This window comes from Streptomyces sp. NPDC107454 (genome assembly GCF_055582885.1).
Genome location: NZ_JBVJPA010000009.1, coordinates 161,375 through 179,261 on the forward strand (window position 1 = coordinate 161,375; position 17,887 = coordinate 179,261).

At 70.0% G+C, this 17,887-nt stretch carries 16 protein-coding genes; 5 read left to right on the forward strand and 11 right to left on the reverse strand.

Annotated features, from left to right (window positions below; all coding sequences use genetic code 11):
• Positions 1-41 precede the first annotated feature (41 nt).
• From sthA to ACZ69M_RS24145, 4 genes are all read right to left on the reverse strand, one after another.
• The gene (gene sthA / locus ACZ69M_RS24130) at positions 42-1,445 is read right to left on the reverse strand and encodes a Si-specific NAD(P)(+) transhydrogenase (RefSeq protein WP_470052727.1); all 1,404 of its coding nucleotides are present in this window, start codon (positions 1,443-1,445) and stop codon (positions 42-44) included.
• 82 nt (positions 1,446-1,527) lie between these two features.
• Complete coding sequence (locus ACZ69M_RS24135) at positions 1,528-2,862, reverse strand: enolase C-terminal domain-like protein (RefSeq protein ID WP_351423047.1); 1,335 nt, start codon at positions 2,860-2,862, stop codon at positions 1,528-1,530.
• A 43-nt stretch (positions 2,863-2,905) separates the two neighbouring features.
• Positions 2,906-4,243: a GntT/GntP/DsdX family permease gene (locus ACZ69M_RS24140; protein ID WP_470052729.1), complete on the reverse strand. Its 1,338-nt coding sequence runs from the start codon at positions 4,241-4,243 to the stop codon at positions 2,906-2,908.
• 143 nt (positions 4,244-4,386) lie between these two features.
• Entirely contained in the window at positions 4,387-5,346 is a 960-nt protein-coding gene (locus ACZ69M_RS24145) for a 5-dehydro-4-deoxyglucarate dehydratase (protein WP_470052731.1), read from the reverse strand.
• A gap of 106 nt (positions 5,347-5,452) precedes the next feature.
• On the opposite strand from ACZ69M_RS24145, the gene ACZ69M_RS24150 reads away from it, so the two are divergent.
• The gene (locus ACZ69M_RS24150; RefSeq protein WP_470052732.1) at positions 5,453-6,241 is read left to right on the forward strand and encodes an IclR family transcriptional regulator; all 789 of its coding nucleotides are present in this window, start codon (positions 5,453-5,455) and stop codon (positions 6,239-6,241) included.
• 24 nt (positions 6,242-6,265) lie between these two features.
• Here ACZ69M_RS24150 and trxA read toward each other — a convergent pair whose 3' ends face one another.
• The 6 genes from trxA to dnaK are packed head-to-tail and all read right to left on the reverse strand — an operon-like array spanning position 6,266 to position 13,168.
• Entirely contained in the window at positions 6,266-6,724 is a 459-nt protein-coding gene (gene trxA, locus ACZ69M_RS24155) for a thioredoxin (RefSeq protein WP_470052734.1), read from the reverse strand.
• Entirely contained in the window at positions 6,721-9,363 is a 2,643-nt protein-coding gene (clpB, locus tag ACZ69M_RS24160) for an ATP-dependent chaperone ClpB (RefSeq protein ID WP_470052736.1), read from the reverse strand. Before clpB ends, trxA begins: the two co-directional genes overlap by 4 nt.
• A complete protein-coding gene (locus ACZ69M_RS24165) occupies positions 9,354-9,749 on the reverse strand; it encodes a chaperone modulator CbpM (RefSeq protein WP_101406834.1) in 396 nt (131 codons plus the stop codon). The genes clpB and ACZ69M_RS24165 overlap by 10 nt, the downstream gene beginning before the upstream one ends.
• The gene (locus ACZ69M_RS24170; RefSeq protein ID WP_470052738.1) at positions 9,746-10,723 is read right to left on the reverse strand and encodes a DnaJ C-terminal domain-containing protein; all 978 of its coding nucleotides are present in this window, start codon (positions 10,721-10,723) and stop codon (positions 9,746-9,748) included. The genes ACZ69M_RS24165 and ACZ69M_RS24170 overlap by 4 nt, the downstream gene beginning before the upstream one ends.
• A gap of 6 nt (positions 10,724-10,729) precedes the next feature.
• Positions 10,730-11,248, reverse strand: a complete 519-nt coding sequence (locus tag ACZ69M_RS24175) for a nucleotide exchange factor GrpE (RefSeq protein ID WP_470052740.1) — start codon at positions 11,246-11,248, stop codon at positions 10,730-10,732.
• A gap of 9 nt (positions 11,249-11,257) precedes the next feature.
• Positions 11,258-13,168, reverse strand: a complete 1,911-nt coding sequence (gene dnaK, locus ACZ69M_RS24180) for a molecular chaperone DnaK (RefSeq protein WP_470052742.1) — start codon at positions 13,166-13,168, stop codon at positions 11,258-11,260.
• Between the two features lie 282 nt (positions 13,169-13,450).
• On the opposite strand from dnaK, the gene ACZ69M_RS24185 reads away from it, so the two are divergent.
• Positions 13,451-15,232: a PucR family transcriptional regulator gene (locus ACZ69M_RS24185; RefSeq protein ID WP_470052744.1), complete on the forward strand. Its 1,782-nt coding sequence runs from the start codon at positions 13,451-13,453 to the stop codon at positions 15,230-15,232.
• A 27-nt stretch (positions 15,233-15,259) separates the two neighbouring features.
• Here ACZ69M_RS24185 and ACZ69M_RS24190 read toward each other — a convergent pair whose 3' ends face one another.
• Positions 15,260-15,880 (reverse strand): L-threonylcarbamoyladenylate synthase, encoded by a 621-nt coding sequence (locus ACZ69M_RS24190; RefSeq protein WP_067374821.1) that lies wholly within the window; start codon positions 15,878-15,880, stop codon positions 15,260-15,262.
• Between the two features lie 146 nt (positions 15,881-16,026).
• Here ACZ69M_RS24190 and ACZ69M_RS24195 point away from each other — a divergent pair, with 146 nt between their 5' ends.
• The 3 genes from ACZ69M_RS24195 to ACZ69M_RS24205 all read left to right on the forward strand — a co-directional run bounded on the left by ACZ69M_RS24195 (position 16,027) and on the right by ACZ69M_RS24205 (position 17,883).
• Positions 16,027-16,266: a hypothetical protein gene (locus ACZ69M_RS24195; RefSeq protein ID WP_067374823.1), complete on the forward strand. Its 240-nt coding sequence runs from the start codon at positions 16,027-16,029 to the stop codon at positions 16,264-16,266.
• Entirely contained in the window at positions 16,266-16,643 is a 378-nt protein-coding gene (locus ACZ69M_RS24200) for a toxin Doc (RefSeq protein ID WP_352047106.1), read from the forward strand. The genes ACZ69M_RS24195 and ACZ69M_RS24200 overlap by 1 nt, the downstream gene beginning before the upstream one ends.
• 205 nt (positions 16,644-16,848) lie before the next feature.
• Positions 16,849-17,883, forward strand: a complete 1,035-nt coding sequence (locus tag ACZ69M_RS24205) for a zinc-dependent alcohol dehydrogenase family protein (protein WP_470052746.1) — start codon at positions 16,849-16,851, stop codon at positions 17,881-17,883.
• Positions 17,884-17,887: the final 4 nt, after the last annotated feature.

A 17,887-nucleotide genomic window follows, 5' to 3' on the forward strand; every position in this document is an offset into this window, starting at 1 on the left:
TGCCGGACCTCGATACGTGCCTCGCGGGGCCCTGGCGGTGATCAGTCCCTCAGGCGGTCTATCTGACGGATCTTGTTGGTGGCGTCCAGGGCGGCGACCTTGTAGGACTCGGCCAGCGTGGGGTAGTTGAACACCGCGTCGACGAGGTAGTCGACCGTGCCGCCACAGCCCATCACGGACTGCCCGATGTGGATCAGCTCGGTGGCCCCGGTACCGAAGCAGTGCACGCCGAGCAGCTTGCGGTCGTCCGGGGACACCAGGAGCTTGAGCATGCCGTGCGAGTCACCGATGATCTGACCCCGGGCCAGTTCGCGGTAGCGGGAGATGCCGACCTCGAAGGGCACGCACTCCTCGGTGAGCTGGTCCTCGGTGCGCCCGATGAAGCTGATCTCCGGGATGGTGTAGATGCCGATCGGCTGGAGGTCGTGCATCGGGTGCACCGGCTCGCCGAAGGCGTGGTAAGCGGCCGTACGGCCCTGCTCCATCGAGGTCGCCGCCAGTGCCGGGAACCCGATCACGTCGCCCACCGCGTAGATGTGCGGCACCTCGGTGCGGTAGTTCTCGTCGACCTTGATGCGGCCGCGCGGGTCGGCGGACAACCCGGCCTTGTCCAGGTCGAGTTCATCGGTGAGGCCCTGCCGCCCCGCGGAGTACATCACGGTGTCCGCGGGGATCTTCTTGCCGCTCTCCAGGACGGTGAGCGTGCCCCGGGGATGATGCTCGACCGAGGCGACCGTCTCCCCGAAGCGGAAGGTGACGGCGAGGTCCCGCAGGTGGTACTTGAGCGACTCGATCACCTCGACATCGCAGAAGTCGAGCATCCCGGCCCGCTTCTCGACCACCGTGATCTTGCTGCCGAGGGCCGCGAACATGGAGGCGTACTCCATGCCGATCACCCCGGCCCCGACGATGACCATGGAGCGCGGCACCCGCTCCAGGTTGAGAACGTTGTCCGAGTCCATGATCGTGCGCCCGTCGAACGCGACGCTCGCGGGACGTGCCGGCCGAGTGCCGGTGGCGATCACGATGTGCTCGGCGGTCAGCAGCTTTTCGTTGCCGTTCGCCTCGACCAGGGCGACCGTGTGGTCGTCCACGAAGCGGCCGGTGCCGGCGAACAGGGAGACGTGGTTGCGGGACAGCTGGCTACGGATGACGTCGACCTCGCGGCTGACCACGTGCTGGGTGCGCGCGGTCAGGTCGGCGACGGTGATGTCCTCCTTGAGGCGGTAACTCTGGCCGTACATATCGCGTTGGGTGAGGCCGGTGAGATAGAGGACCGCCTCGCGCAAGGTCTTGGAGGGGATGGTCCCGGTGTGGATGGAGACCCCGCCGACCATGTCGGGGCGGTCGAGGACGGCGACCCGGCGGCCGAGCTTGGCCGCGGCGATGGCGGCCTTCTGACCACCCGGGCCGGATCCGATGACAAGCATGTCGAAGTCGCGCACCCTCCGGAGTCTGTCAGGCCGAAGTCCTCACCCGAAAGGGTGAATGGACAACAGTCGGTCCCACGACGGAAATGAGAGTGGCTCAGCGCACCAGACACGGACGCTTGCTGTCGAACTCCCAGCCGGGGACGAGGTAGCGCATCCCGACGGCGTCGTCACGCGCCCCCAACGCCTTCTCCTGGTAGAGCTCGTGGGCCGCCAGCAGCCGCTCCCTGTCGAGCCGGACACCGAGACCGGGCGCGTCCGGCACGGCGATCTCCCCGTCGACGATGCGCGGCGGTTCGACGGTCAGCCGCTCCAGACCCTCCTGCCAGATCCAGTGCGTGTCCAGGGCGTTGTACGCGCCCGGAGCCGCGGCCCCGCAGTGCGTCACCATCGCCAGCGAGATGTCGAAGTGGTTGTTCGAGTGACAACCCCAGGTCAGCCCCATCGCGTTGCACAACTGCGCCACCCGCACCGAGCCCTGCATGGTCCAGAAGTGCGGGTCGGCCAGCGGGATGGACACCGACTGCAGGGCCAGAGCATGGGTCAGCTGCCGCCAGTCGGTGGCGATCATGTTGGTCGCGGTCGGCAGGCCCGTCGCGCGGCGGAACTCGGCCAGGATCTCCCGACCGGAGTAGCCGCCCTCTGCCCCGCAGGGGTCCTCTGCGTAGGCGAGCGTGCCCACCAGGGGCGTACACAGCTCGATCGCCTCGCGCAGCGACCACGCGCCGTTCGGGTCCAGGGTGATCCGCGCCTCGGGGAAGCGGTCCTTGAGCGCCCGTACGGCCTTGACCTCCTCCGCGCCCGCGAGGACACCGCCCTTCAGCTTGAAGTCCCGGAAGCCGTACAGGTCGTGGGTCGCCTCGGCCTGCCGGACGATCGCCTCCGGCGACAGGGCCTCCTCGTGCCGGATCCGGTACCAGTCCTCGGCCGCGTCCGGCTCGCGGACGTACTCCAGTTCCGTGCGGCCCGGGTCACCGACGTAGAACAGATAGCCGAGGACCCGTACGGAGTCGCGCTGCTGTCCGTCGCCCAGGAGCGCCGCGACAGGTACGTCGAGATGCTGGCCCAGCAGGTCGAGCAGCGCCGACTCGACCGCGGTGACGGCGTGGACGGTGGTCCGCAGGTCGAAGGTCTGGGCGCCGCGACCACCGGCGTCGCGGTCGGCGAAACGGTCACCGATCTCGCGCAGCACGCGTTTGTAGTCACCGACCTTCGCTCCGACGACCAGGGACTCGGCATCCCGCAGCGTCCGCGTGATCTTCTCCCCGCCGGGGACCTCACCGAGACCCGTACGCCCCTCGGAGTCCGTCAGGACGACGACATTGCGGGTGAAGTAGGGACCGTGCGCGCCGGAGAGGTTCAGCTCCATGGAGTCCCGGCCGGCGACCGGGTAGACGGAGAAGGCGGTGACGGTCGGCTGGCTCTTGCTCATGCGTCTCAAAGTCCTTGGGTACGGGGGTGACAGGGGGCTGTGGTCAGAGGCTGAGGACGTCGAGGGCCCACTCGACCGCCAGGACACCGCCCAGACCGAGGACGGCCAGCACGGTGGTGTACGTGGTGCGGACCTTGATCGCCTCGACGACCGAGAGGTCGAAGTACTCCTTGAAAAGCCAGAATCCGGGGTCGTTGACGTGGGAGAAGGCGATCGAACCGCAGCAGACGGCGAGCACCATCATCTCGGGGTGTACCCCGCCGCCCGCCAGGAGTGGCAGCACCACGCCGGAGGCCGTGACGACGGCGACCGTCGCCGAGCCCAGTGCCACCCGGAGGATGACCGCGATGAGCCACGCGAGGACGATCGGCGAGAGGGACCAGCCGTGCGTCTGGTCCTTGATGTAGTCGGATATCCCGCCCTCGACGAGGACGTTCTTGAAGGCGCCGCCGGCACCGATCACCAGCAGGATCATGGCCATCGCCTGGGCGGCGGAGTTGCAGGAGGCGCTGACCTCCGCGAGGCTCCGGCCGATGCGCGGGCCGAACGCCCAGACCGCCAGCAGCAGCGTCAGCAGCAGTGCGATCGGCGCGGATCCGATGAAGGCGACGAAGTGCAGGAACGGGCTGGAACCGGACGTGGCCATGTCGGTCACGGCGGCACCGGCGATCAGCACCACGGGGAACAGGGCCACGCCCAGTGACCAGGCGAGTCCGGGCATCTCCTCGTCCTCGAAGACCCGCTCGCCGGCCAGGCCCGCGGGGATCGAGGGATTCATCGCCCTGATGAACGGCAGCCGTGGCCACACCAGGGCGATGAGCGCGCCGACCGGGACGGCGATGAACAGGCCGTAGAACAGCGTCAGACCGACGGACGCGTGGAAGGTCGCGGCCACCGCGGTGGGACCGGGGTGGGGCGGCAGGAAGCTGTGCATGGTCGACAGAGCGATCGACATCGGCAGCCCGACCCACAGCAGCTTCGCGCCGGTCACCCGTACCAGGGTGAACGCGATGGGCACGATGATGATGAACGCGACCTCGTAGAACATCGTCACGCCGATGAGCATCGACGTCACCACCATGGCGACCTGGACGCCACGTGGGCCGAAGGCGTCGAGGAGCTTGCCTGCGATGCGCTGGGCGGCGCCCGAATCCCCCATGACACGGCCGACCATCGCGCCCAGCCCGATGGTGAGCATCGTGTCGCCGATCTGACCGCCGATGCCTTCGGAGAGGACGTCCGGGATCTTCTCCAGCGGAATCCCACGGACCAGACCGACGCCGACCGCGACCAGCAGCAGGGCGGCGAAGCCGTTCAGTTTGAGCTTGGTCATGAGCAGCAGCAGGACCAGAACGCTGATTCCGACTACGAGGAGCGGCACGTCTCAGTTCCCCTTTGAACTGGTTGGACCGGGTGATGGACGACGGGTGGCAGAGGGCAGATGACGGATTGCGGATGACAGATGACGGATGACAGACGACGGATGACAGGTGACGGATAACAGATGACAGACGACGTCATCTGTCAGTCAGACCGCCGTACGGCACCGACCACCTTCAGACCGTCGTCGAGCACCTTCGCCAGCTCTCCGAGCTCCTCCGGACCCGGGTCCGTGAGCGGCGCGCGGACCGGCCCGACCGGCAGGCCGCGCAGCCGGGCGGCTGCCTTGACCAGCGACACCGCGTAGCCGGGGACCCGGTCGCGCAGTTCGACGAGCGGGACGTAGAAGTCGCGCAGCAGCTTGGTCACTCCCGCGTCGTCGCCGTCCCGCAGGGCGGCGAAGAAGGCGTTCGCGATCTCGGGCGCGAAGGCGTGGACCGCCGAGGAGTAGGCGGGGACGCCCACGGTGGCGTAGGCGCGGGCCTGGATCTCGGCGGTGGAGGCGCCGTTGAAGAAGAGGAAGCCGTCGGGCGCCGCGAGCGTGAGGCGCTGGAGGCGGTCGAGGTCGCTGTGTCCGTCCTTGAGGCCGATGACCGTGGGGATCTCCGCGATCCGGCGCAGGCTGTCGGCGGTGAACGCGACCTGACCGCGCTGGTAGGCGATCAGTGGCAGGGAGGTGCCGGAGGCGATCTGCCGCAGTTGTTCCACCAGTCCGTCCTGCGGGGCGGCGACCAGGTAGTGAGGGAGTACCAGCGCGGCGTCCGCGCCCGCCTCCTCCGCGATCCGGGCGAAGCGCAGGGCCTGCGCCCAGCCGTAACCGATGCCCGCGACGACGGGTAGCCGTCCGTCGGCGATCTCGACCGTGGCGCCGACGACCGCGCGGTACTCGTCCTCGTCCAGTGAGAAGAACTCTCCGGTACCGCAGGCGGGGAACACCGCGCCCGGCGCGCTGTCCAGCTGGGCGGACACGTAGGTCCGGTATGCCGCCAGATCCAGCCCACCGTCCTCCCGGAAGCTCGTGAGCGGGAAGGAGAGCACCCCGCCCGCCATGCCGTCCCGCAGTCGCTCGGCCACGTCCTCGGCCGCCGCACTGAACCGTGTCATGAACTTTGTCCTCATATGCAGATGACGTCTATGTATGAAGATGGAGGCTAGGTTCGTGAACGCGCGGGGTCAATGGGTGCGGCAGGGCGGATTTACGATGGGCTCCATGCCGGAGAGCAGTGGTGTCCGAGAAGTGAAGTCGGCGGCCCGCACGGTCGCGCTGCTGGAACTGCTCGCCGGGCGGGGCGACCGGCCGGCCCGGCTGGACGAACTCGCCGGGCAACTGGGGGTGCCGCGCAGCAGCATGTACCAGTTGCTGCAGACCCTCGTCGACCGCGGCTGGGTGCGCGCCGACACCACCGGTTCGCTGTACGGCATAGGGATCCGTGCCCTGCTCACGGGCACCAGCTATCTCGACAGCGACCGGCACGTACGGGTGGTCCGCCCCTACCTCGACGAAGCCTCGGACGCGCTCGGGGAGACCATCCACCTGGCCCGCCTCGACGGCGCCGACGTCGTCTATCTCGCGACCCGCGAGTCGCACGAGTACGCGCGTACCCTCAGCCGGGTCGGCCGCCGGGTCCCGGCCCACGCCGGTGCCCTCGGCAAGGCCCTGCTCGCCGAGCGTCCGGACAGCGAACTGTCACTTCCGGCGCGGCCGTTGACCGCTCTCACGGAGAACACGCACACCGAGCCGGCCACCCTGCTCGCGGACCTCGCGGAGGTACGGGAGCGCGGCTACTCCATCGACCGCGAGGAGACGGTGCCCGGCATCGCGGGCTTCGGCTTCGCCCTGCGTTACGACACGCCGGCCGTCGACGCGATCAGCTGCTCGGTTCCGGTGGCCCGGCTCACCGGCGAGCACGAGGCCCGTATCGTCGCCGTCATGCGGGAGATGCGGATGAAGATCGAGTCCCTGCCGTCGCCCGCCTCGGGTGCTCCCGACTGGCGTTGACGGGTCGCGCGTCGACGGCCGCGTTCAACGACGGGCGGCCAGGGTTTCCTCCACCCACTGCCTCAGCGCCGACGCGGGTGCCGCTCCCGTCTTGCGTGCGATCACCTCTCCCTTGTCGAGCAGCAGGAGCGTCGGTACGGCCTGTACCTGGAACCGCTGCGCGAGCCGCGGGTTCTGGTCGATGTCGACCTTGACCAGCTTGACCCGCCCGGCGAGTTCGTGGGCGACCTGCTCCAGCGCAGGGCTGACCATCCGGCAGGGCCCGCACCAGGTGGCCCACAGGTCGACGACGACGTACGGCTTCGCCTCTTCGGCGACCTCCGCGAAGTCGGCGTCGCCGGCGTCGGCGATCCACGCGAGCGGGGACGCGCAGTTCCCGCAGCGCGGCGTGCCCCCGGCCGCCGCCGGCACCCGGTTCTTGCGACCGCAGTGGTCGCAGACGACCGTCTTGCTCGTGCCCGTACTCGTGGTCACCGCACTCACGCGGCTTTCCGCACGTCCGGTGCGGCCTGTCCGCCGTAGGTGACGACGAGTTCGCCGTTCTGGGCGTCGACGCGGATCGTCGCGCCGTCCTGCACGTCACCGCGGATCAGCGCCCGGCCGACCATCGTCTCGACCTCGTGCGAGATGTACCGGCGCAGCGGCCGAGCTCCGTACACGGGGTCGAAGCCCTGCTCGGCGATGAGTTCGCGGGCGGTGTCGGTGAGCTCGACGGTGATCTGCCGTTCGGCCAGCCGTCGGCGCAGGTCGTTGAACTGCAGCTCCACGATCCGCTCGATCTGGGTCAGGCCCAGCGGCTTGAACAGCACGATGTCGTCGACGCGGTTGAGGAACTCGGGCCGGAAGTGGCTCTGCAGATCGCTCATCACCAGCGCCCGCGCGGCGGGCTTGATGTCGCCGTCGGCGGACACCCCGTCCAGCAGGTGGGTCGAGCCGATGTTGGAGGTCATGATGATCACGGTGTTGCGGAAGTCGACGGTGCGGCCCTGGGAGTCGGTGACGCGGCCGTCGTCGAGCACCTGCAGCAGGATGTTGAAGACGTCGGGGTGGGCCTTCTCGATCTCGTCGAACAGGACCACGGAGTACGGCTTGCGGCGCACCGCCTCGGTGAGCTGGCCGCCCTCCTCGTAGCCGACGTATCCGGGAGGCGCTCCCACCAGTCTGCTGACGGTGTGCCGTTCCTGGTACTCGCTCATGTCCAGGCGGACGATGCTCTCCTCCGAGTCGAAGAGCGCCGCGGCGAGCGCCTTGGCCAGCTCGGTCTTCCCGACGCCGGTGGGGCCGAGGAAGATGAACGAGCCGATCGGCCGACGCGGGTCCCGGATCCCGGAGCGGGCCCTGATGATCGCGTCGGTGACCAGCTTGACCGCCTCGTTCTGGCCGATCACCCGCTCGGTGAGGATCTCGTCGAGGCGCAGCAGCTTCTCGCGCTCGCCCTCCTGGAGGCGGGTGACGGGGATGCCGGTCCAGGCGGCGACGATCTCCGCGATCTCGTCCTCGGTGACGACCTCGCGCAGCAGCCGGTTCTCGCCCTGCTTGGCGGCCAGCGCGTCCTCCTCCGCCGTGAGGCGGCGTTCGAGTTCGGTGAGCTTGCCGTAGCGCAGTTCGGCGGCCCGGTTGAGGTCGTAGCTGCGTTCGGCCTCCTCGGCCTCCTGCCGGACGTGCTCCAGTTCCTGGCGCAGCTCCTGCACCCGGCGGATGGCCTGGCGTTCCGCCTCCCACTGGGCGTGCATGGCGTCGGCCTCGGCGCGCAGGTCGGCCAGTTCGCGGCGCAGCTCGTCGAGTCGCTTCTGGCTGGCGGCGTCGGTCTCCTTGGCGAGTGCCGCGTCCTCGATTTCCAGACGGGTCACCCGGCGGGTGATCTCGTCCAGTTCGGCGGGCATGGAGTCGATCTCGGTACGCAGCCGCGCGCACGCCTCGTCGACCAGGTCGATGGCCTTGTCCGGCAGGAACCGGTCGGAGATGTAGCGGTGGCTGAGGGTCGCCGCCGCGACCAGCGCGGTGTCCTGGATCTTTACACCGTGGAAGACCTCCAGGCGCTCGCGCAGCCCGCGCAGGATGGAGATGGTGTCCTCGACGCTCGGCTCGTCCACCTGCACCTGCTGGAAGCGGCGTTCGAGGGCCGCGTCGGACTCGACGTACTTGCGGTACTCGTCGAGGGTGGTGGCGCCGATCATGTGCAGCTCGCCGCGCGCCAGCATGGGCTTGAGCATGTTCCCGGCGTCCATGGCGCCCTCGGCGCCGCCGCCCGCGCCGACGACCGTGTGCAGTTCGTCGACGAAGAGCAGGATGCGCCCCTCGCCCGCCTTGACCTCGCTCAGTACGGCCTGCAGTCGTTCCTCGAACTCGCCGCGGTACTTGGCGCCCGCCACCAGCGAACTCATGTCGAGGGAGAAGATCGTCCGGTCGCGCAGCCCGTCGGGCACGTCGCCCCGGACGATGCGCTGGGCGAGCCCCTCCACGATGGCGGTCTTGCCGACCCCCGGGTCACCGATGAGGACGGGATTGTTCTTCGTCTTGCGGCTCAGGATCTGGATGACCCGACGGATCTCCGCGTCCCGGCCGATCACCGGGTCCATCCTGCCGCTGCGAGCCTCGGCGACCAGATCACGGCCGTACTTCTCCAGTGCCTCGTACGCCGCTTCGGGCGTCGCCGAGGTGACGCGCTGGTTGCCGCGGATCCGGGTGAGCGCGGACAGGAACCCGTCCTTGCTGACGCCGTACTGCTTGAGCAGCCGGCCGGAAGCCGTGCGGGAGCCCTCGTCGGCGAGCGCCAGCACCAGATGCTCGACGGACACGTACTCGTCCTTGAGCCGCTTGGCCTCCTGCTCGGCCGAGTCCAGTACCTTCGCCAGCCGCTGGGTGACGTAGACCTGCCCGGGGGTGGCACCGGGGCCCGTCACCTTCGGCCTGCGGGCCAACTCCTCGTTCAGCGCGGTGCGCAGGGCCCTGGTGTCGGCGCCCGACCGGTCGATCAGCCGCGGTATCAGGCCGTCGGGCTGGTCGAGCAGGGCGAGGAGCAGATGCTCGCCGTCGACCTCGGTCTGGTTCAGCCGGCCGGCGATGGTCTGCGCTTCCTGGAGCGCCTCCTGGGACTTCTGGGTGAGCCGGTTCATATCCACGATTCATCACTCCTGGAGCCGGCGTTGCTGCGCCTCAGGGCGTCCTCCAACTCACTGATCCGGTCGAGCAGATCGAGCACCAGACCCAGGGAGGCGTAGTTGAGGGGGAGCGCGGCCCGTAGTCGTTGGATGCGGGCGAGGGTGGCGGGAGCGGACGGCTCGAACCACAGTCGCCCGGTGGCGTCCCGGGTGGCGTCGACGAGGCCGAGGGTGACGAACCGGCGTACGAGGTCCGGATGGAGACCGGAACGGGTGGCGACGGCGTCGAGACCGAGCCGGTGGGCCGGTCCGAGCGGGGCGGCGCGGACCACGATGTTCAGGGCCGGCCGGGGTACCGGGGTGGCGGTACGGCGGTGCGCACCGCCGGGACGGGGGGCTGTGGTCATCGGGGCCTCCTCGGGTCGAAGGCGGACGCGGCGGCCAGTTCCTCGAAGAGCTCACGCTCACGGGCGGTCGGTTCGGGCGGCACCATGATGCGGACCTCCGCGTACAGGTTGCCGTCCGCGCCGCGCGGGTTGGGCATGCCCTCGCCGCGCAGCCGCAGCCGGCGGCCGCTGGAGGATCCCGCGGGGACGGTGACCTTGGCCGTGCCGCCGGGGGTGGACACCGGCACGGTCGCGCCGAGTGCCGCCTCCCACGGTGTCACCGGGAGGACCACGTGGATGTCGCGGCCCTCCAGCCGGAACCGACCGTCGGGTTTGATCCGCACGCGCAGATACAGGTCGCCCGGCGGGGCGTCGGGGCTGCCCCTGCCGCCTTCTCCGGCCAGCCGGATGCGCTGCCCGTCCACCACCCCGCGTGGGATGCTGACGTCGTAGGTGCGCTGCCCGGTGGGGCCGCCCAGGGTGATGCCGCGCTTGCCGCCCCGGTAGGCCTCCTCGACGCCGAGCTGGATCTCGGCCTCCTGGTCGGCGCCCGGCACGGGACCCCAGCCGCCCCGCGCCCCCGCGCCCCCGCCGCGTCCGAAGATCCCGCCGAACAGGTCCTCGAAGTCGACGCCGGAGCCGTCGAAGTCGACACCGTCCGCTGTACGGAAGCGCACCCCGCGTCCGCCGCCTCCACCGGCCCCTCCGACGCCCGCGCTCCAGCCGCCCCGGGCACCCGCTCCCGCGGCCACCCGCTCGTCGTAGTCCTCCGGGATCTGCCGGTAGTTCTCACCGAAGCGGTCGTAGCGCTGCCTGGTCTTGGGGTCGGACAGCACGCTGTACGCGTCGTTGATCTCCTTGAAGCGCTCCTCGGCTCCCGGGTCCTTGTTGACGTCGGGGTGGTGTTTGCGCGCCAGCTTGCGGAAGGCCTGCTGGATCTCCTCCGCGCTCGCGGTGCGCGGCACCCCGAGCGCGTCGTAGTAGTCCCGTGCCATGGGGCGTCACTCCTGCCGCTTGCTGACCACGACGAAGGCGGGGCGCAACTGCTTCCCGTCCGCCCCGTAGCCCGGGCTCACCACCTGGGCCACGGTGTTCGGCTCGGCGTCGGGGGTGTCGACGACTCCGACGACCTCGTGCCGGGTCGGGTCGAAGGGCACCCCGGTCTCCTCGTAGCGGGGATACCCGAGGCCGCGCAGCACCTCGACCGCCTGGTCGCGTACGGCTTCGACGCCCTTCAGCACGGCGGAGGGGTCGGAGTCGGAGTGGGCCAGCGCCCGTTCCAGGTTGTCGAGGACGGGCAGCCAGGCCCCGGCGGTGCGGGCGCGCTCCTCGGCCCGCACGCGTTCGAGTTCCTTCGCGTGACGCTTGCGGAGGTTGTCCAGGTCGGCGAGCGCGCGGCGCCAGCGGTCGCGCATCTCGTCGAGGGCGGCGGTCTGTTCGTCCGCCTCCGGCGCCTGCGAGGACGAGGGGGGCTCGCCCGGCTGTTCCGGGGGCGTCATCGGCTCCTGCTCGGTGGCCATGACCGCTCCTCAGCTCTTGTCGAATTCCGCGTCGATCACGTCGTCGCCTGCTGCCGCCGAGGCGCTCGCGGTGTCCTCCGTCCCGGTTCCGGTTCCGGCGCCGGCCTGGGCCTGTGCGGCCGCGCCCGCCTGGTACTGGGCGAGCGACGCCAGCACCTGCTGGAGCTCGGAGGTCAGCGGCCTGGCCTTGTCCGGGGACGCCTCCTGCTGGACCGCCTCACGGGCGTCGGCGACGAGCATGTCCGCCCGGGCCCGCTCGTGCGTGGGCACCGCGTCGTCCAGCTCGTTCAGCCGGCGCTCCACCTGGTAGGCCACGGCGTCCAGTTCGTTGCGGGCGTCCACGGCGTCGCGCAGCGCCTGGTCCTCGCCACGGTGCTGCTCGGCCTCCTGGACCATCCGCTCGACCTCGCCCTGGTCGAGGTTGGAGCCCTCGCTGATCGTGATGGTCTGTTCCTTGCTGGTGTCCTTGTCCCGTGCGGTGACGTTCAGGATGCCGTTGGCGTCGATGTCGAAGATGACCTCGACCTGCGGCTCGCCGCGCGGGGCGGGGCGGATGTCCTTCAGCTGGAAGCGGCCGAGGATCCGGTTGTCGGCGGCCATCTCGCGCTCGCCCTGTAGCACGACGACGTCCACGGCCTCCTGGTTGTCCTCCGCGGTGGAGAAGGTCTCCGAGCGGCGGACCGGGATCGTGGTGTTCCGGTCGATGATCTTCGTCATCACACCGCCGCGGGTCTCCACGCCCAGCGACAACGGGGTCACGTCGAGCAGCAGGACGTCCTTGACCTCGCCCTTGAGCACGCCCGCCTGGATCGCGGCGCCCAGCGCCACGACCTCGTCGGGGTTGACGCTCATGTTCGGGTCCTTGCCGCCGGTCAGCCGGCGGACCAGGTTCTGCACGGCGGGGATGCGCGTCGAACCGCCGACGAGGATGACCTCGTCGACGTCGTTCGCGCTGGCCTTGGCGTCGGTCATCGCCTGCTTGACCGGTTCCATGGTCCGCTCGACCAGGTCGGCGGTGATCTTCTCGAACGTGGACCGCATGATCGTCTCGGTCAGGTGCTTGGGGCCGGAGGCGTCCGCGGTGATGAACGGCAGGCTGACCTGCGTCTGGGTGACCGAGCTCAGCTCCGTCTTGGCCTTCTCCGCGGCTTCGAACAGCCGTTGCAGCGCCTGCGGGTCCTTGCGCAGGTCGATCCCGTTCTCCTTCTGGAAGCCGTCCGCGAGCAGGTCCACGAGGCGGCGGTCGAAGTCGTCGCCGCCGAGGTGGCTGTCGCCCGCCGTCGAGCGCACTTCCACGACCCCGTCACCGACGTCCAGGATGCTCACGTCGAAGGTGCCGCCACCGAGGTCGAAGACGAGCACCGTCTCGTGCTGCTTCTTCTCCATGCCGTACGCCAGTGCCGCCGCCGTCGGCTCGTTGATGATCCGCAGTACTTCGAGCCCCGCGATGCGCCCCGCGTCCTTGGTCGCCTGGCGCTGGGCGTCGTTGAAGTAGGCGGGCACGGTGATGACGGCCTCGGTGACCTTCTCGCCCAGCTGCTTGCCGGCGTCGTCGGCGAGCTTGCGCAGCACCAGCGCGCTGATCTCCTCCGGCGCGTACAGCTTGTCGCGCACCTTGAAGCGCGCGACTCCGCCCTCGCCCTCGACGACGTCGTACGCCACCGCCTTGGCCTCGTCGGATATCTCGTCGAAGTGCCGGCCGATGAACCGCTTGGCCGAGTAGATGGTGCCCTTGGGATTGAGGATCGCCTGGCGCCTGGCGAGCTGACCCACCAGCCGTTCGCCGCTGTCGGTGAAGGCGACGATGGAGGGGGTGGTGCGCGAGCCCTCGGCATTGGGTATGACGGTCGCTTCACCGCCCTCCCATACGGCGATCACCGAGTTGGTGGTGCCCAGGTCGATTCCGACTGCCTTGGCCATGAGGAACTCCTTCGCCTGCCACCCCCGGCGTCCGCCCGTCTCCGGTGGCGGCGGTTGTCTTCAGGTGAGGTCGCGTGTCCGCGGGCGTCAGCGGGCGGACACGGGTCGTGGGTTCCGTCCTTGCCAGGGTGTTACGGGACGAAGGGCGACGCCTGCTCCCGACGGGGCGAAGTTCGGCCCTTCCTGTGCCCCTGGGAGTGCAGGAGGCCACGCGGTACGTGCCGCCCCCATGGGTGCCTGGTGCAAGAAGCGGCGAAAACGGGTGAAAGCTAGTATTGCGGCATGTCTGGCACGGCCGACGACGCGACCGGTGCGGCGCACCGGAGCATCGCACCACGCGGCCTCGGCAGCCGGGCGCCGACCACCGCCCTGACCGGCTGGGGACGCAAGCAGTCGGCGAGCCTGTACGACGTGTTCGTACTGGCCGTGACCATGCTCGACGGCCGCCCGGTGGACGAGATCCTCCAGTTGGCCATGGACGAGGTGCCACGCCTCCTCGACTGCCGGCCCGAGGGCTGCTACATGCTCAGGGACGGCCGCTTCGAGCTCGAGGCCACGCCGAGCACACGGGCCCTTGACGGCCGGGCACCGCGCGATCTGACCGACCCGGTCGAACAGCTGACAGCGCTGGAGGGGGAGGACGGCGCCGTCCACTTCCGGGAGGGCGGCTGGGGCTGGGCAGTGGGCCTGCGCAGCTCCGGCGGGCTGCTCGGCTACCTGCTGGTCAGCGCTGGGAAACCGCCGCCCGACGAGGACCGCTTCCTCGTCTACGCCCTTGCTCAGCCGACCGGCGCCGCGCTCTACAACGCCGAGGCCCGCCGCCGCGACCGCGAGTACGCCCGACAGCTGTTCCGGGCGATCGAGGAGCGGGACGCGGTCAACGAACGACTCACCGCGCTGGTGGCGGAGCTGGAGGAGCAGCGCACCGTGCACGACGTCCTCGCCCGGACCTCCCTCACCGACGAGGGGGAGCACGGCATCGCCGCCGCCGTGTACGAGCTGACCGGTCTCGCCACCCGTGTCGAGGACCGCTTCGGAAACCTCCTCGCCCGCGCGGGGCCGGTCCCGCCCGAGACCGACGCCAAGCCCGATCCGCTCCAGCGCGAGCAACTCATGCACGACGCGATGCGCGAGCTCGGTCCGATCCGTCACGAGGGACGCCTCGTCGGACTGGCCCGCCACCACGGGGAACCCCTCGGCAGTATCGAGCTGATCGACCCCGACGGCACGGCGGGCGAGGCTGACATGTTCGCCCTCGAACACGCGTGCACGGCACTGTCCCTGGAACTGGCCCACCGCCGCAGTCTGGCGGAGGCCGAACTGCGCCTGCGCCGGGAACTTGTGGACGACCTGCTCACCGGCGCCGACGCCGGCGGCGCGTACGCCAGAGCCGAGGCCGTCGGCCACGACCTGCACGGACCGCACCATGTCACGGTCGCACAATGGCGGGGAACGGCCGCCGACGACCGGTTCCTGGGAGCGGTGGGACGTGCCGCGCAGGGACGGGGCCTGCGGTCGCTGCTGGCCCGACGAGGCGACATGGCGGTGCTCGTGGTCCGGGGCGAGCCGCGCGACTCGGGCCTGTACAAGGCCCTCGCCGACGAAGTGGGCTCCCCGCACGGCGCGGTGGGCATCGGCAGCCTGTGCGAGGCGGTGGCGGACATCCCGCGCTCCTTCGACCAAGCCGTCCGCGCGCTTGCGGTACGCCGCCAGTCCCACCCCGCGGACGGCACCACGAGCTGCGAGGAACTCGGCCTCTACCGCATCCTGGCCCGGGACAAGGACGCGGGGGACGTCACCGACTTCGTCCGCGAATGGCTCGGCGCGCTCCTCGACTACGACGACGCCCACGGCACCGACCTGGTGCACACCCTCACCCGGTACTTCGACCACGGCGGCAACTACGACGAGACGGCGCAGTCCCTCGCCGTGCACCGCAGCACACTCCGCTACCGTCTGCAGCGCATCAGGGAGGTCAGCGGCCGTCGGCTCGACGAGGTGGACAGCCGCTTCAACCTCCAGGTCGCCACCCGGATCTGGAAGGTCAGCGGCCCCGCCTTCTGACCGCCCGGGCCGCCCCGCTCGCTCGCCTCACTCGAACCGGGAGGGGTCGCCCGCTCCTCGTCGTACGATCTCGGGCTCGCCCTGCGAGAAATCGATGACCGTCGTCGGCTCGACGCCGCAGTCGCCGGAGTCGAGGACCGCGTCCACCACGTGGTCGAGTTCCTCCTTGATCTCCCAGCCCTGGGTCAGCGGCTTCTCCTCATCGGGGAGGAGCAGGGTGCTCGACAGCAGGGGCTCGCCGAGCTCGGCCAGGAGCGCCCGGGCGACGACATGGTCGGGAATCCGGACACCGACCGTCTTCTTCTTCGGGTGCAGCAGCCTGCGCGGTGCCTCCTTCGTCGCTGGGAGGATGAAGGTGTAACTACCCGGAGTCGAGGCCTTGATCGCACGGAACACCGCGTTGTCCAGGCGTACGAAGTGGGCCAGCTGCGCGAAGTCCTGGCACATCAGGGTGAAGTGGTGCCGGTCGTCCAGCCGGCGGATCGAACGGATCCGGTCGAGTCCGTCCCGGTTGCCCAGCTGAGCCCCGAGGGCGAAGCAGGAGTCGGTCGGATAGGCGACGAGCCCTCCGCCGCGGATGATGTCCGCCACCTGGCTGAGAGTGCGCTGCTGGGGGTTCTCGGGGTGCACGTCGAAGTACTTGGCCATGCGCCGAGCTTAGATCGGCGACGTCCAGGACCTGACGCCCCTGGCCGCCTGTTCATCCAGTAGGACACCGGCACCGCTCCCGGCTCGGCGCGGGCGGCCGGTCCTGAGATCTCGCGCCCCAGGTACCAACCAGGTACCATCCTTGTATGCCATCACTGAACGTGACCTTCACGGAAGAGGAGCTCGAGGGAGTGCGCGCCGCCGCCGCGGCCGACGGCAAGAGCCTCAAGCAGTATCTGCACGACCTCGGTGTCCGGGAGATGCAGCGCAGGCAGTTCGTCGCAGGCGCCACCGCCTGGGCCGACCGGCTGCGCGGCGAGTTCGACGACGCGTTCCCCGACGAGGTGCCGCCCGCCGAGCGCCGGGACGGATCCGCGGCCGCCTGATGCACCTGACCATCGATGTCGCCTGGCTGCTCGACGTCCAGGAGGCCGCCCTCGCCCGCGAGGACATGTCCGTGTCGGACTACTCCGCGCTCGTCGCGGCCGTCGCCCGGCACAAGACCAAGCTGCCCACGCTCGCCGCGGCCGACCCGGACGCGGCCTGGCGCGCCGCCGCGCTGATGCACACCATCGTGCGCCTGGAGCCCCTGCCGCACCGCAACAGCCTCTTCGCCGCGTTCGTCGCCGCCCAGTACATGGACCAGTCGGGCGAGGGCATCGACCCGCCCTACGGAGCCCTGTCCGACCTCGTCCGCAAGATCCACGACACCCGCGTCGGCGTCCCCGCCGTCGCCGACCAGCTGCGCTCCTGGAAGGTCTGAAAGACCGCCCCCGAGTCGTCATCGAAGACAGGCGTGAGAGTGCGGGTCCCGATATCGGGACCCATACTTTTTGAACGGCCGGAATGTCCCTTTCGACCGAAGGGGACAGTCGCCTGAATTCCCGGTTGTTCCGAGCCGGACGCGGCGCTGCCGCCGCTCTAGATGCTCTGCGAGCAAGTACAGGACGACTCGATCGGAAAGACTCATGCGAGCAACTCTGATTTACGGTGCCGGTGACGTGCGGGTGGAGGAGGTTCCCGACCCGAAGATCCAGCGGCCCACGGACGCGGTCGTACGCGTGCTGCGGTCGTGCATCTGCGGCAGCGACCTGTGGCCGTACGGGTCGCGTCCGCCCACCGAGCGCGGCGACCGCATCGGCCACGAGTTCCTGGGTGTCGTCGAGGACATCGGCGCGGAGGTGTCCGGACTGAAGTCCGGAGACCTGGTGGTGGCCCCCTTCGTCTATTCGGACAACACCTGCGACTTCTGCCGCGAAGGCCTGCAGACCTCGTGCCGGCACGGGGGCTTCTGGGCCACGGACGGGGTGGACGGCGGTCAGGGAGAGGCGGTGCGGGTACCGCACGCCCAGGGCACGCTGGTGCAGCTGCCCGTCGGCGAGGACTCCGCCCTGCTGCCGTCGCTGCTGACCCTGTCCGACGTGTTCTGCACCGGCCATCACTGCGCGGTGACGGCGGGTGTCACCCCGCGGACGACCGTGACCGTGGTCGGTGACGGAGCGGTCGGGCTGTCAGCGGTGCTGTCCGCCAAGCGGCTCGGCGCCGAGCGGATCATCCTGATGGGACGCCACAAGGACCGCACCGATCTCGGCCGCGACTTCGGTGCCACCGACATCGTCGCCGAACGCGGTGAGGAGGGCGTCGCGCGCGTGCGCGAGCTGACCGGCGGCGACGGTACGCACACGGTGCTGGAGTGCGTCGGTACGCTGCCCGCCCTTGAGACGGCGCTCGGCGTGGTGCGCGCGGGCGGCACGATCAGCCGGGTGGGCGCCCCGCAGTACGACCAGGCGCCACTGGGCTTCGAGGTGTTCATGAACAACATCACCCTCACCGGCGGTGTGGCTCCGGCCCGCGCCTACATCGAGGAACTCCTCCCCGACGTCCTCGAGGGGAAGATCGAACCCGGGCGCGTCTTCGACCGCACGGTGAGCGTCGACGAGGTACCCGACGGCTATCGCGCGATGGCCGCCCGGGAGGCACTGAAGGTGCTCGTCCAGCCCTGACCAC